The organism is Dickeya parazeae Ech586 (genome assembly GCF_000025065.1).
GTDB lineage: Bacteria > Pseudomonadota > Gammaproteobacteria > Enterobacterales > Enterobacteriaceae > Dickeya > Dickeya zeae.
The window spans coordinates 1,776,265-1,789,304 of the sequence record NC_013592.1 but is presented as its reverse complement, the minus strand read 5'-3'; the positions used below and the strand labels follow the sequence as shown (position 1 = coordinate 1,789,304).

General features: G+C 52.3%; 14 protein-coding genes. 5 read left to right on the top strand and 9 right to left on the bottom strand.

All coding sequences use genetic code 11. The annotated features are described in order from the left end of the window. Positions 1 to 4: 4 nt before the first annotated feature. The 7 genes from acpP to yceD all read right to left on the bottom strand — a co-directional run bounded on the left by acpP (position 5) and on the right by yceD (position 4,832). Positions 5 to 241, bottom strand: a complete 237-nt coding sequence (gene acpP, locus DD586_RS07885; protein WP_012765204.1) for an acyl carrier protein — start codon at positions 239 to 241, stop codon at positions 5 to 7. Positions 242 to 395: 154 nt separating this feature from the next. Further along, positions 396 to 1,130: a 3-oxoacyl-ACP reductase FabG gene (gene fabG / locus DD586_RS07880; protein WP_012884280.1), complete on the bottom strand. Its 735-nt coding sequence runs from the start codon at positions 1,128 to 1,130 to the stop codon at positions 396 to 398. Positions 1,131 to 1,144: 14 nt separating this feature from the next. Beyond that, entirely contained in the window at positions 1,145 to 2,074 is a 930-nt protein-coding gene (gene fabD, locus DD586_RS07875) for an ACP S-malonyltransferase (protein ID WP_012884279.1), read from the bottom strand. A gap of 19 nt (positions 2,075 to 2,093) precedes the next feature. Beyond that, positions 2,094 to 3,044, bottom strand: a complete 951-nt coding sequence (locus tag DD586_RS07870) for a beta-ketoacyl-ACP synthase III (protein WP_012884278.1) — start codon at positions 3,042 to 3,044, stop codon at positions 2,094 to 2,096. 6 nt (positions 3,045 to 3,050) lie between these two features. Next, positions 3,051 to 4,097, bottom strand: a complete 1,047-nt coding sequence (plsX, locus tag DD586_RS07865) for a phosphate acyltransferase PlsX (RefSeq protein ID WP_012884277.1) — start codon at positions 4,095 to 4,097, stop codon at positions 3,051 to 3,053. Between the two features lie 26 nt (positions 4,098 to 4,123). Next, positions 4,124 to 4,294, bottom strand: coding sequence for a 50S ribosomal protein L32 (gene rpmF / locus DD586_RS07860; RefSeq protein WP_012769343.1), 171 nt, complete (start codon positions 4,292 to 4,294; stop codon positions 4,124 to 4,126). A 16-nt stretch (positions 4,295 to 4,310) separates the two neighbouring features. Further along, a complete protein-coding gene (gene yceD / locus DD586_RS07855; protein WP_012884276.1) occupies positions 4,311 to 4,832 on the bottom strand; it encodes a 23S rRNA accumulation protein YceD in 522 nt (173 codons plus the stop codon). Between the two features lie 160 nt (positions 4,833 to 4,992). Between yceD and DD586_RS07850 the strand changes: the two genes are divergently transcribed. Further along, positions 4,993 to 5,577, top strand: a complete 585-nt coding sequence (locus DD586_RS07850; protein WP_041164857.1) for a Maf family protein — start codon at positions 4,993 to 4,995, stop codon at positions 5,575 to 5,577. Between the two features lie 75 nt (positions 5,578 to 5,652). On the opposite strand, the gene rluC is transcribed toward DD586_RS07850, so the two are convergent. Beyond that, positions 5,653 to 6,615: a 23S rRNA pseudouridine(955/2504/2580) synthase RluC gene (gene rluC, locus DD586_RS07845; RefSeq protein ID WP_012884274.1), complete on the bottom strand. Its 963-nt coding sequence runs from the start codon at positions 6,613 to 6,615 to the stop codon at positions 5,653 to 5,655. Positions 6,616 to 7,194: 579 nt separating this feature from the next. Here rluC and rne point away from each other — a divergent pair. Beyond that, the gene (rne, locus tag DD586_RS07835; protein ID WP_012884273.1) at positions 7,195 to 10,422 is read left to right on the top strand and encodes a ribonuclease E; all 3,228 of its coding nucleotides are present in this window, start codon (positions 7,195 to 7,197) and stop codon (positions 10,420 to 10,422) included. A gap of 67 nt (positions 10,423 to 10,489) precedes the next feature. Here rne and DD586_RS07830 read toward each other — a convergent pair whose 3' ends face one another. Then, a complete protein-coding gene (locus tag DD586_RS07830) occupies positions 10,490 to 10,777 on the bottom strand; it encodes a putative quinol monooxygenase (protein ID WP_012884272.1) in 288 nt (95 codons plus the stop codon). Positions 10,778 to 10,955: 178 nt separating this feature from the next. Here DD586_RS07830 and pyrC point away from each other — a divergent pair, with 178 nt between their 5' ends. The 3 genes from pyrC to bssS all read left to right on the top strand — a co-directional run bounded on the left by pyrC (position 10,956) and on the right by bssS (position 12,920). Further along, a complete protein-coding gene (pyrC, locus tag DD586_RS07825; protein ID WP_012884271.1) occupies positions 10,956 to 12,005 on the top strand; it encodes a dihydroorotase in 1,050 nt (349 codons plus the stop codon). Positions 12,006 to 12,126: 121 nt separating this feature from the next. Continuing rightward, positions 12,127 to 12,369: a DNA damage-inducible protein I gene (gene dinI, locus DD586_RS07820; protein WP_012884270.1), complete on the top strand. Its 243-nt coding sequence runs from the start codon at positions 12,127 to 12,129 to the stop codon at positions 12,367 to 12,369. A gap of 296 nt (positions 12,370 to 12,665) precedes the next feature. Then, positions 12,666 to 12,920 (top strand): biofilm formation regulator BssS, encoded by a 255-nt coding sequence (bssS, locus tag DD586_RS07815; protein ID WP_012884269.1) that lies wholly within the window; start codon positions 12,666 to 12,668, stop codon positions 12,918 to 12,920. The last annotated feature ends 120 nt before the right edge of the window (positions 12,921 to 13,040 follow it).

Sequence of the window (13,040 nt, the reverse complement as noted above, 5' to 3'; positions counted from 1 at the left end):
TCGATTACTGCTGATTAGCCTGAATGAAATCGATGGCTGCCTGAACAGTCGTGATTTTTTCAGCTTCTTCGTCTGGAATCTCGGTATCGAATTCTTCTTCCAATGCCATTACCAGCTCAACAGTGTCAAGAGAATCAGCGCCCAGGTCATCAACGAAAGAGGCATTGTTCACGACTTCTTCCGGCTTAACACCCAGCTGTTCAACGATGATTTTCTTAACGCGTTCTTCGATAGTGCTCATACTCTTAAATTTCCTATCAAAACTCGCTTTCGCGATGGTTTTCGTAGTGTATAAAATGTTGAAAAAGATGCAACAAAATCAATACTGGTCGAACCAAGATTTTGTGCTTTTTGCAGTTTTCGCTGTAAATTAACGCAAATTACGGTGCTACTTATCAGATCATATACATGCCACCATTGACATGCAATGTTTCACCGGTAATGTAGCCCGCCTCATCAGAGGCTAAAAACGCCACAGCACTGGCGATTTCTTTTGGATCACCCAGACGGCTGGCAGGAACACCCGCCAAAATGCCCGCCCGTTGTTCCTCGGTCAATGCCCGGGTCATATCGGTTTCAATGAAGCCAGGCGCGACGACGTTGACAGTAATACCGCGAGACGCGACTTCCTGCGCCAGCGACTTACTGAAACCCACTAACCCTGCTTTAGCCGCGGCATAGTTAGCCTGCCCCGCGTTACCGCGAGAACCAATTACGGAACCAACAGTAATGATGCGGCCAAAACGTTTTTTCATCATGGCACGTAACACGGCTTTTGACAGGCGGAAAACCGAACTCAGGTTGGTATCCAGCACTTCCTGCCAGGCATCGTCTTTCATGCGCATCATCAGATCATCGCGCGTGATACCGGCATTGTTTACCAGAATATCAATATCGCCGAACGCTTCTTTGATGCTGGCCAAAACGCTTTCAATCGAGGCGCTATCCGTAACGTTTAACGCGTAGCCTTTGCCTTTCGGCCCCAGCCATTCGCTGATATCCGCCGCCCCTTTCTCACTGGTGGCGGTACCGATAACGATGGCGCCACGAGCAGCCAGCATCTCGGCAATCGCCCGACCAATGCCTCGACTTGCGCCCGTCACCAGGGCAACTTTTCCTTCAAAATTCATTATCTTCACCGTTTTTACTGTTCAAGCGCTGCTGATAAGGAAGCAGGATCGTTAATCGCCGTCGCCGTGAGGCTGTCGACGATTCGTTTGGTCAGCCCGGTCAATACTTTGCCAGGACCAACTTCCACCAGGGTTGATACCCCCTGAGCGGCTATATATTCGACACACTCCGTCCAGCGGACCGGGTTGTGCAGTTGACGCACCAGTGCGCTGCGGATGGCCTGTGGCGCGGACTCCGCACACACGTCCACATTATTGACCACCGGTACCTGCGGTGCATTGAACGTCACAGCCTCCAGCGCTTGCGCCAGTTTATGGGCTGCGGGCTCCATCAGTGCACAGTGTGACGGCACGCTGACCGGCAACGGCAATGCGCGTTTCGCACCCGCTGCTTTACAGGCAGCGCCCGCACGCTCAACCGCTTCTTTATTACCGGCGATAACAACCTGCCCTGGCGAATTGAAGTTCACCGGCGAAACGACCTGGCCTTGCGCCGCGTCGGCACAGGCAGTGGCAATCGCGTCATTATCAAGACCGATGATCGCGTACATTGCGCCCGTACCTTCCGGTACCGCTTCCTGCATCAGTTTACCGCGCAGTTCGACCAGGCTAACCGCCTGTTTGAAATCCAGTACTCCTGCGCACACCAGCGCGGAATATTCGCCCAGGCTATGGCCCGCCATTAATGTCGGCTGTGGGCCACCCTGTTGCTGCCAGACACGCCAAAGCGCTACGGATGCGGTCAGCAGCGCAGGCTGGGTCTGCCAGGTTTTATTCAGTTCTTCTGCCGGCCCTTGTTGGGAAAGCTGCCACAGGTCATATCCCAGTACCGAGGAAGCCTCGTCAAACGTTTCTTTGATGAGCGGAAACTGTTCAGCCAACTCTGCCAGCATTCCCACAGACTGGGAGCCCTGGCCGGGAAATACCATTGCAAATTTCGTCATAGTAATAGGTCCTGATTAATCAAAAACGAATCAGCGCTGAACCCCAGGTGAAACCACCACCGAATGCTTCTAAGAGAATCAACTGACCGCGCTGGATACGACCATCGCGAACAGCTTCATCAAGCGCTGAAGGCACGGAAGCCGCAGACGTATTGCCATGGCGATCAAGCGTTACCACCACTTTATCCATGCCCATACCTAATTTTTTGGCGGTAGCGCTTATAATACGCAGGTTTGCCTGATGGGGAACCAGCCAGTCGATTTTGCTCTTATCAAGGCCAGACGCATCCAGCGTTTCTTCAACAATATGGGCCAGTTCCGTTACAGCGACTTTAAATACTTCGTTACCCGCCATCGTCAGATAAGCAGGTTCGGGCGCTTGCCGATCCGAATAAGGCAAGGCCAGGAGCTCACCGTAACGGCCGTCAGCGTGCAGATGAGTGGACAGGATGCCCGCTTCTTGCGAGCGCCCCAGCACTACCGCGCCCGCCGCGTCGCCGAAAAGAATCAGCGTACCGCGATCGGCCGGATCAAGCGTTCTGGACAAAGCATCAGATCCGATGACCAGCGCATACTCCACCGCACCACTTTTGACATACTGATCGGCGACGCTTAACGCATAGGTGAACCCTGCACAGGCAGCAGCGAGATCAAAAGCGATGGTATCTTTAATTCCCAGCATTTGCTGGATTTGACAGGCCGAGCTGGGGAAAGCATGGCTGGACGAGGTCGTCGCTACAATAAGCAATCCGACCTGACTCTGGTCGATGCCCGCCATATCCAGTGCGTTCTGTGCCGCGCGATACCCCATTGAGGCGACGCTTTCATCAGGCGCAGCAATGCGGCGTTCACGGATACCGGTACGTGTAACGATCCATTCGTCTGACGTATCCACCATTTTTTCTAAATCAGCATTCGTCCTGATTTGTTCGGGCAAATAACTTCCCGTTCCGAGAATCTTTGTATACATGTACGCTCAGTCACTCTTGGGTAATACAGCCTTTAGTCGCGACGCAATCCGCTCCGGGAGTTGCCGCTGCACCGTCTGCATGGCTTGTTCGATCGCTACGGCAAACGCATTCTGATTCGCCGCGCCGTGGCTCTTTATGACAGTTCCACGTAATCCTAACAGACATGCACCGTTATAGTGGTCAGGGTTCAGGTGTCCAAAACGCCTGGCCAGGCGCCTTTTCAAAAAACGCCCTAAAAATTTCAACCACCACGGCTGTGCTTGCCGACCTTCTCCCTCACCGGACGTCCCCTTCAGGAGAGACAGAAACATTCGCACGACACCTTCCATAGTTTTTAACGTGACGTTACCTACGAAGCCGTCACAGACCATCACATCCGTTTTGCCGGTCAGCAATTCGTTACCTTCCAGATAACCAATATAGTTAATCGAAGGCATCGCTTTCAGTTGCGCTGCGGCGTCACGGATACTGGCAAGCCCTTTGCTCTCTTCTTCACCGATATTCAGCAGCGCCACACGCGGATTCCTCAATCCGAGTACTTCTTCCGCCATGACCGACCCCATCACGGCGAACTGCACCAGCATCGTGCTGTTGCAGTCAACATTCGCCCCTAAATCCAATACGACGCTCTTCCCGTGCTGCTGATGAGGTAACATCGTCATCAATGCCGGGCGATCAATCCCCTCAATCGGTTTGATCAGTAACGTCGCCAACCCCATCAGCGCACCGGTATTGCCTGCACTAACGCAGGCTTGCGCCCGCCCTTCCCGGATCAACTCCAGAGCGATGCGCATAGAAGTCCCTCTGCTGGCTCGAATAGCCTGGGATGGACGCGCATCACCAGCGATCACCGATTCGGCTGGCACAATTTCCAGACGGGAAGATAAAGGGGAATCGACATTGGCAAGTAATGGAGTAAGCGCAGAAGGATCGCCGACCAACAATAAATGGAGGTCTGGATTAGAATCCAGTGCCTGCAATGCTGCAGGCACTGTAACGCAGGGACCGAAGTCCCCGCCCATTGCATCTAACGCCAAGGTTAGGCGCGTCAAAGTGTTTCCTTGCGAAATCGCAAGAATTACTTAGCAACAACCTTGCGACCGCGGTAGTAACCATCCGCAGTGACGTGGTGACGCAGATGTGTTTCGCCGGAAACTTTATCTACGGATACAGCGGAAGTGGTCAGCGCATCGTGAGCACGACGCATACCACGTTTGGAACGGCTAGGTTTATTCTGTTGTACGGCCATGGACCTTACTCCTTAATTACTTACGCTTTAAACTGGCTAATACGGCAAATGGATTCGGTTTTTCCGCCTCAGCGGGCAACTGACCAAACACCATATCCGCTTCGGACACTTCACAGTGTTCAGAATCATGCACCGGCGCAATGGGCAAAGAGAGGATGAGTTCATCTTCAACCATCGCCAGCAAATCAACCTCACCGAACTCATTGACTTCGATAGGTTCATAAGCCTCCGGCAAGGCTTCGGCCTGTTCATCACTGATGACCGGGCTAAAACAGAACGTGGTGTGGACCTGATGTTCGAACGTCTTGCCGCAGCGCTGACACAGCAACGTCACCGTTACATCAGCCTGTCCATCAATCACCGCCAGCCGCTGGCTGTCAATGCTGAATGACAGCGTCGCATTCACATCACTGTCCACACTAACCACTGATTCGGCAACACGCATCACCTGTTCAGCCGTATAGACACCAACATAATCTAAACGTTTTTGAGCAGTGCGAACCGCATCAAGGGTTAAGGGTAATTTTACCTTTTGCATAGGGCGCGCATATTAACGTCGTAACGACGGAGAGTCAAAGAAAAAGGTGGCGATGTCAGTGCTTTCACCCAAATTTACTTTCGCACACCTCAATTCGCTTCCAGAGCGACAAGCAGTTTAAAATGCCTTCCCTGATTACGCTATGACCTGGTTGAAATTTATGTCCCGGATTGTACTCGCCTCCACGTCCGTTTACCGCAAGGCCCTGCTTGAAAAACTGGGATTGGCGTTTATCTGCGCCGCGCCTGATTACGATGAAACACCTGATACCGGAGAAAGCGCCACCGAGCTGGTTCGCCGACTGGCCATCGGCAAGGCAAGGTCGCTTGCAGAACGCTATCCAGATCGCCTGATTATTGGCAGCGACCAGGTTTGTGTGATGGGCAACGCAATTACCGGGAAGCCGCACACACCAGAAAACGCGATACGCCAGTTACAGCAAGCCAGTGGGCAATGCATCACCTTTTATACCGGACTAGCATTATTCAACAGTGCGACGGCGCATCTGCAATCGGTCGTTGAGCCGTTTGACGTGTACTTTCGCACACTCAGTACACGGGAAATTGAACGCTACGTTGATATTGAGCAGCCGCTTGACTGTGCAGGCAGCTTTAAAAGCGAGGGGCTTGGCATCACCTTGTTTGACCGGCTATCGGGGCGTGACCCCAATACCCTTGTCGGCTTACCGCTCATTACCCTGCTGGAGTTATTACGCGCAGAAGGCGTTAATCCGTTATTGTCATGATGGTGGATAGATTTCGCGGCAGAGCGCGTGCGTGCACTCTGCCAGTCAGGCAACACGTGCGCAGTAACGCACGCGTTATTTCTGGCTCTGACGTTGTCGCAAAACCTGCAGGCAGTGACGCAAACCCGCATCGAGCGGAGCCTCAATGCGTAATGTTTCACCGGTGTGAGGATGCTCGAAACGCAATGCCTGTGCATGGAGAAACAGCCGTTTTAGTCCGGTATCCGCCAGTTGCGCATCAAAATCACGATCACCGTAGCGATCATCAAACGCAATCGGATGACCGGCATGTTGCGTATGTACGCGAATCTGGTGGGTTCTGCCGGTTATCGGGCTGGCACGTACCAGTGTGGCGCAATCGAACCGCTCTTCCACCTTGAACAAGGTTTCCGACGGTTTACCTTCACTATTCACCCGCACGATACGCTCGCCACTCTGCAGTACATTCTTCAGCAACGGTGCCTGCACCGACTTGCAATGTGACTGCCATTGCCCACGAACCAGTGCCAGATAGTCCTTCTGCATGCCTTTAGCACGCAGTTGCTCATGCAATGAACGCAGCGCCGAACGCTTCTTGGCCACCAGCAAGACCCCGGATGTATCGCGATCCAAACGATGTACCAGTTCCAGAAAGCGTGCTTCAGGACGCAGTGCTCTCAGCCCCTCGATCACCCCAAAGCTGAGCCCGCTGCCACCATGCACCGCTGTACCTGACGGTTTATTCAGCAGCAACAGGTAGTCATCCTCATAGAGGATGCAGTTTGCCAACGCCGAAACTTTATCAAGGCTGGCGGACACCGCTGCCTCTTCACGCTCCGACTGGCGCACCGGAGGAATGCGAATTTCATCGCCATCCAATAATTTGTATTCCGGCTTCACACGCTTTTTATTTACCCGCACTTCGCCTTTACGCAAAATGCGATAAATCATGCTTTTCGGTACGCCTTTAAGTTGCGTACGCAAAAAATTATCGATCCGCTGGCCCGCTTCTTCGGCGGAGATCGTCAGAAATTGTACGGTTGGATTCTCTGTTTTCATGGAGGCGGATTCTAAAGAGCACACACCGATAGCGCCACATCTTTTTCTATGGTTAACTGTCAGTCTGGCTTATGAAGATATTGTTACTGTCCATAGCCCGACTGGTTTCAGCATCAACAGATATCAGTTTGGTCAAAAACAGCACAATAAACTTTATATTGACAGGCAAAGTCACCTTGCTATCGACGTATCAGCAATGGAATAATGCTTTTGCTTTCCGTGCTGATTTCCGGTGAAACAAGGGAAATTGCGGAATTATTATATTTGTCTGATTACTCATAAACGCAGCAATGGCGTAAGACGTATTGAATAATCAGGCAGTTAGCGAGCTGTGGTTTGCAGCTTGGCCGGCATATGGAATCAGATCTGGCAACCTATTTTCAGAAGCTGTTCCCGCAGTAAACGTGCTGTATTCCATCAGGAAATACAGGCTACCGAAACATGCGCCTCTATGCAGGCGACAACCGTGAGGTTGACGCCCCTGCGATAAGACACGAGGCCATCGGTCCCCTCCGGTCATGCACCGCGTTCATCCGCAGCTCTATCAATAATGCAAGTAAAAATAACGAGTTAAGTACGATGAAAAGAATGTTAATTAACGCAACTCAGCAGGAAGAGTTGCGTGTCGCCTTGGTTGATGGTCAGCGGCTCTACGATTTGGACATTGAAAGCCCTGGACACGAGCAGAAAAAGGCAAACATTTACAAAGGCAAAATCACCCGCATTGAACCCAGCCTTGAAGCCGCTTTTGTTGATTATGGCGCAGAGCGACATGGCTTCCTTCCCCTCAAAGAAATCGCACGCGAATACTTCCCCAGCAATTACAACTCTCACGGCCGCCCGAATATCAAAGACGTGCTCCGTGAAGGCCAGGAAGTTATCGTTCAGGTGGACAAAGAAGAGCGCGGCAACAAAGGGGCTGCCTTAACGACGTTCATCAGTCTGGCAGGCAGCTATCTGGTGCTGATGCCGAATAACCCCCGCGCTGGCGGTATTTCCCGCCGAATTGAGGGGGATGACCGTACCGAATTGAAAGAAGCGCTTGGCTCACTGGAATTGCCAGACGGCATGGGGCTCATCGTCCGTACTGCCGGGGTGGGTAAATCCGCCGACGCATTGCAGTGGGACCTGGCGTTTCGACTGAAACACTGGGAAGCGATCAAAAAAGCGGCGGAAGGCCGCCCGGCACCATTCCTGATTCATCAGGAAAGTAATGTGATTGTCCGTGCGTTTCGTGATTACCTGCGCCCGGATATCGGCGAAATCCTGATCGATAACCCCAAAATTCTGGAATTGGCCAAAGAGCATATCGCTGCGCTGGGCCGTCCGGACTTCAGCAGTAAAATAAAGCTGTATACCGGTGAAATTCCGCTGTTCAGCCATTATCAGATTGAATCGCAGATAGAGTCCGCCTTCCAGCGTGAAGTCCGTCTGCCTTCTGGCGGTTCTATCGTCATCGATACCACCGAAGCGTTGACCGCTATCGATATCAACTCCGCTCGGGCCACACGCGGCGGCGATATCGAAGAAACCGCGTTTAATACCAACCTTGAAGCCGCTGATGAAATTGCCCGCCAGTTACGTCTGCGCGACCTGGGTGGTTTGATCGTTATCGACTTCATCGACATGACACCAGTTCGCCATCAACGCGAAGTGGAAAACCGCCTACGTGAAGCCGTTCGCCAAGACCGCGCCCGTATTCAGATTGGTCGCATTTCACGCTTTGGCTTGTTGGAGATGTCCCGTCAGCGTCTGAGCCCTTCACTGGGCGAATCCAGCCATCATGTCTGCCCTCGCTGTAGCGGCACCGGTACGATTCGTGACAACGAATCACTGTCGCTGTCTATCCTGCGATTGATTGAAGAAGAGGCGCTGAAAGAAAACACCCAAGAAGTGCATGCGATTGTACCAGTGCCTATCGCGTCTTATCTGCTCAACGAGAAGCGTGAAGCCGTTAACGCGATTGAAAAACGCCAGGGCGGCGTACGCGCTATTATCGTCCCGCACGACGGTATGGAAACCCCACACTACGCCGTACTGCGCATCCGTAAAGGTGAAGAAAAGCAGGCCCTGAGCTACATGTTGCCTCAACTGCTGGATGCAGAATCCCAACAGGCGACGGAAGAACAGGTTTCTGAGCGTCGGGCACCGGAACAACCGGCTCTGGCCTCCTTCACGATGCCGGATATTCCACAAGATGAAGCCCAACCTGCTCCAACCACCCCGGCTCCGAGTGTGGAAAAACCAGCCTCTTCCGAGCGCGGGTTGTTTGGCCGATTTATTGGTGCGCTGAAAGGGATGTTCGCGTCCTCTGATGCCGTTAAAGATAAACCGGCTGAAGCAGCGAAAACCGAGTCTGACGATCAGGAACAGAAGCAGGATCGTCGAAACAATCGCCGTCAGTCTGGCCGACGTGATCGTACCCGTGATAATCGCGAACCGCGTGAACGTGGTGAACGTGGTGAACGTGATGAGCAACGCCGTAACAAGCGTACACAGCAACAAAATGCCGACGCCGATACCACCGCGGTAGCAGAAACATCCGGGCAGGATAAGGCGGTACGTGACGAACAACGTCGTGAGCAACGCGCTGAACGCCAACGTCGCCGTCAGGAAGAAAAACGTCAGGCACAGAATGACGTTAAAGAACTGAATACGGCCGCCGTCGAACCAGAAGACGCTATTGCCGCCGAACAGGAAAAACCGGTACAGGTAATGCCGCGTCGTCAACGCCGTCAGTTGACCCAGAAAGTGAGGGTGGAAGACGGCAGCGCTGTTGGTGCTGGAGAGGCGACGGTAGAGAATGTTGACGCGTTGCCTCTGGCGGTATCCTACGAGGAATCGCAGGTAGAGAAAGCGCCGGAGTCAGCGACCTCAGCCACCGATGTGGCCGATACGGAAAACGAGGTAACAACCGAGAATAACCGTGAAAACGGCTTGCCGCGACGTTCCCGCCGCTCACCTCGCCATCTGCGCGTCAGTGGTCAGCGCCGTCGTCGTTACCGCGATGAGCGTTACCCTACACAGTCGCCGATGCCGTTGGCACAAGCGTCTGCTTCACCAGAAATGGCTTCAGGTAAAGTCTGGGTCCGCTATCCGGTTGCGCAACCACAGCAACCAGAGCGTGTAGAAGAACTGAACACGACGACCGATGAGCCACTGTCTGCCGCACCGGTTCTGGCAACTGCCCTGACAGCGTTACCTGATGTCGCTACAACTGATGTCACTACCGATCTGGATACAGCACCTGCCAGCACCCCGGTCGAGGAGAATCCGACCGCTGCGCCGGTACTTCCATCGGCGCAGCAGGATGTTGCCCCAGTCGAAGCCACTCAACCCGTTGAAAGCACTGTACAGCAGGCGGCTACAGCGCCTTTAGAAGTACAAGAACCGACGTCACAAGTTGAGAAGCCACAGGTTGAAGAACCGGTTGCGCATGTTGCAGAACGCGCTGAAGAAACGCCTGCTACCGTCGTTGCTGATGACGCCACGACAGCCAGCAGCGGTGATGAATCCGTTGATGCTCAGCCGACCGAACAAGCGCCGGTGATTCATGCTCCTGTGGAGGCTGATCCTGCTCCTGTTGCTCAGAAACCGGTGGCCGCATTGGTGCCAGCGGATACCACTATCACGCAGCATTACGCCACTGCACCGATGACACGAGCACCAGCACCGGCTTATATTCCGGATGCACCGCGTGTCAGCGACTGGCAACGTCCGGCGTTTGAGTTTACCGGCAAAGGTTCTGCCGGCGGCCACTCTGCCGTTAATCAGGCCAGTGCTCCGGCAACGCGTCCTGTGGAATAATAGAAAAAAGCACCTGCTAGCGCAGGTGCTGATGATGATTCGATGCCCGTCTGTATGACGGGCATTTTTATGCCACTGGCTGCAATAATTTAATATCCATACTCTCTACTTTGCCTTCCAACTGTGCGACAAACGCACGGAAATGCGCAGTCTGCTCATGTTCACTGATGGCCTGTCGGCTCTTCCAACGCTCGAAAAAGACGAACGAGCCGCTTTTATTCAACTCTTCATGCAGTTCATACTGCAAATTACCCTCTTCCTGACGACTCGGTGCAACAACCTGCCGAACCGCAGCCGCAACGTCATTGATAAATTCCGGCTTAGCCTGAACACTGGCAACGATACGAATTTCCATCACAATACTCCATTGATATAGCAACAGATTGAATATTCACCCATAAAACGCCAATAACAAGCTAATTTCAACCTTTTCACAACGAACGGATGCATTCACTACGCTTTCCGCTTATGCTTATTCCCCGCCGTATTTCCCCCTGCTTCAGGGGCGTTATTTACTGACCGCGGAGCGTTTCATGACCCCTTTGCCGACTATTCTGAAGATTCGTCGCCCTGACGACTGGCACCTTCATCTGCGTGATGACGAGATGCTCAAGGCTGTGCTGCCTTACACCAGCCGCCTGTTCGCCCGAGCTATCGTCATGCCGAATCTGACACCGCCCATTACCAGCGTCGTCCAGGCAGAGGCGTACCGGCAACGGATTTTGTCTGCCGTACCGGCTGGCGACACCTTCCAGCCGCTGATGACCTGTTATCTGACAGAATCACTGGATAAAAACGAAATTATCTCCGGCTACCAGCAAGGCGTTTTTACTGCTGCTAAACTCTACCCGGCCCATGCCACCACTAACTCCAGCCATGGTGTCTCTGATATCAAAACCATCTACCCCATACTGGAGTCGATGCAGAAATTGGGCATGCCGCTATTGGTTCATGGTGAGGTCACCGACCCACAAGTCGATATCTTCGATCGCGAAGCCCGCTTTATCGAGCAAATCATGGAGCCGCTGCGCCAGCACTTCCCGGAACTGAAGGTAGTATTTGAGCATATCACTACCCGCGAAGCCGCTCAGTATGTGCAAGCTGCCGATCGCTTCGTCGCTGCCACCATTACTCCACAGCATCTGATGTTTAACCGTAACCATATGCTGGTCGGTGGTATCCGCCCACACTTGTACTGCCTGCCCATCCTTAAACGTAACATTCACCAACAGGCATTACGCGAAGCCGTTGCCTCAGCCTCAGGCAGTGAGAAATTTTTCCTCGGTACAGACTCTGCCCCCCATGCCAAACACCGTAAAGAGTCCTCCTGCGGTTGTGCTGGTGTTTTCAACGCTCAGGCTTCACTAAGTGCTTACGCCACGGTATTTGAGGAGTTGAACGCGCTGGATAAACTGGAAGCGTTCTGCTCACTGAATGGCCCGCGTTTTTATGGATTGCCGGTCAATGAAGATACACTGGAATTACGCCGCCAGCCGGTGCGATTTCCCGAAGAGATCGTTGCAGGCGAAGAGTGTATTATCCCATTCCTTGCCGGACAGAGCCTGAATTGGTCTGTCGCCTGATAGCGGTTGACGCGCGGTCATGTAAAGACCGCGCTACATTTTCGTCCATGTTGTTATTTTTTATCCATGTTGTTGCCTTTTCTTTTTTACTGTATAAAATCACAGTAAAAAGGAGGCAACCATGCGTATTGAACTGACTATTGCAAAAACCACTCTACTGCCTACTGGCGCACTTGAAGCATTGACCTACGAGCTTAGCCACCGGGTTCATGACATTTACCCGGATACCCCGGTGAGCATCCGTTATGCCGCCTCGAATAACCTGAGCGTTTTTGGCGGCAGTAAAGACGACAAAGAGAGAATATCGGAAATCCTGCAGGAAACCTGGGAAAGCGCTGACGACTGGTTTGTTCAGAACGAGTAATATCCTTTTTTCTATTCGCACAGGTTACCCAGTGGCCAGACATCTCTTCTGGCCTTTCTTTTTTCGCTAAGATGTGGTGATGCATCGCCATCTTACATTAACGCGCTGTACTATTTTTGTTCAATTTACCCCTCTCATTCTGCTGGATAATTAATCGAAACATCCACTTGAGTTTTTTTTACATTTAATTTCCATAAATGAATCCGACAGAGATATACTGATATTGCTCAGCTACAAGAGCCGTCTTAAACCTCGTTTAGTCACTCACGGTAGTAACTAGTCAATAAGGGGTATTTATGGACAGAAAAAATGAGATTATTCAAACGCACCCGCTTGTGGGTTGGGATATCAGTACCGTTGACAGTTATGACGCGATGATGATCCGTCTGCATTACCTCGCTACGGCAGACCAGGCGCCGGACGAAGCCCAGGTCGATCGCACATTATGGTTGACCACCGATGTGGCAAAACAGCTCATCTATATCCTGGAGGCTGGCATTGCCAAAATTGAATCAAAAGACTGCCAACTGATTGACTACCTTAAGCATTAACGCTTTTTATATTTATCATCATTCACCATTATTTTTCACCATCCGGACACCGCTCCCTGAGCGGTGTCCTACCGTTATCATCCCCAGGATAACAATTTATTATCTTATTTCTTCGTTAAG

What these genes read in the sequence shown, in the direction of transcription:
- DD586_RS07870 (WP_012884278.1), bottom strand. Translation starts at nt 3,044, where the DNA reads ATGTATACAAAGATTCTCGGAACGGGAAGTTATTTGCCCGAACAAATC.
- dinI (WP_012884270.1), top strand. Translation starts at nt 12,127, where the DNA reads ATGCGTATTGAACTGACTATTGCAAAAACCACTCTACTGCCTACTGGC.
- yceD (WP_012884276.1), bottom strand. Translation starts at nt 4,832, where the DNA reads ATGCAAAAGGTAAAATTACCCTTAACCCTTGATGCGGTTCGCACTGCT.
- fabG (WP_012884280.1), bottom strand. Translation starts at nt 1,130, where the DNA reads ATGAATTTTGAAGGAAAAGTTGCCCTGGTGACGGGCGCAAGTCGAGGC.
- fabD (WP_012884279.1), bottom strand. Translation starts at nt 2,074, where the DNA reads ATGACGAAATTTGCAATGGTATTTCCCGGCCAGGGCTCCCAGTCTGTG.
- acpP (WP_012765204.1), bottom strand. Translation starts at nt 241, where the DNA reads ATGAGCACTATCGAAGAACGCGTTAAGAAAATCATCGTTGAACAGCTG.
- bssS (WP_012884269.1), top strand. Translation starts at nt 12,666, where the DNA reads ATGGACAGAAAAAATGAGATTATTCAAACGCACCCGCTTGTGGGTTGG.
- rpmF (WP_012769343.1), bottom strand. Translation starts at nt 4,294, where the DNA reads ATGGCCGTACAACAGAATAAACCTAGCCGTTCCAAACGTGGTATGCGT.
- DD586_RS07830 (WP_012884272.1), bottom strand. Translation starts at nt 10,777, where the DNA reads ATGGAAATTCGTATCGTTGCCAGTGTTCAGGCTAAGCCGGAATTTATC.
- pyrC (WP_012884271.1), top strand. Translation starts at nt 10,956, where the DNA reads ATGACCCCTTTGCCGACTATTCTGAAGATTCGTCGCCCTGACGACTGG.
- rne (WP_012884273.1), top strand. Translation starts at nt 7,195, where the DNA reads ATGAAAAGAATGTTAATTAACGCAACTCAGCAGGAAGAGTTGCGTGTC.
- DD586_RS07850 (WP_041164857.1), top strand. Translation starts at nt 4,993, where the DNA reads ATGTCCCGGATTGTACTCGCCTCCACGTCCGTTTACCGCAAGGCCCTG.
- rluC (WP_012884274.1), bottom strand. Translation starts at nt 6,615, where the DNA reads ATGAAAACAGAGAATCCAACCGTACAATTTCTGACGATCTCCGCCGAA.